This window comes from Methylobacterium sp. W2 (assembly GCF_020662345.1).
In the GTDB taxonomy this organism is placed as follows: Bacteria; Pseudomonadota; Alphaproteobacteria; order Rhizobiales; family Beijerinckiaceae; genus Methylobacterium.
Map to the genome: position 1 here is coordinate 1 of NZ_VMOA01000110.1, position 438 is coordinate 438.

General features: G+C 38.4%; 1 pseudogene. It reads left to right on the forward strand.

Annotated elements, in window-relative coordinates:
- Positions 1-98: 98 nt before the first annotated feature.
- A pseudogene (locus tag FPV16_RS25950) lies at positions 99-438 on the forward strand (3-phosphoshikimate 1-carboxyvinyltransferase); the annotation flags it as partial.

Genomic DNA, 438 nt, shown 5'->3' on the forward strand with positions numbered 1-438 from the left:
TTTAAAGATTGTCACATTAAGTTCTCAGGAGCATATTATTAAAAAACTCCAGCCCTCAATGGTCTGGTGCTTATATCAAATCAACTAGGTGATTACAAATGAAATTATTACCACAAGCTCAACAAGGTTTACGCGGCACCCTGAAAGTTCCCGGCGATAAAAGTATTTCTCATCGCGGTTTAATTTTAGGAGCAATCAGTACAGGCATCACACATCTGCATAATTTTTTATTAAGTCAAGACTGCTTGTCAACTCTCAAAGCATTACAAGCATTGGGAATTCCTATTAGCATAAATGAGCAAACTGTAACCATTCATGGAAGAGGATTACAAGGCTTGCAGTCTCCTCATCAAAACCTAAACATGGGTAATTCAGGCACGACAACTCGACTATTAACCGGGCTTTTATCCGGTCAACATTTGACAGCAACTTTAATAG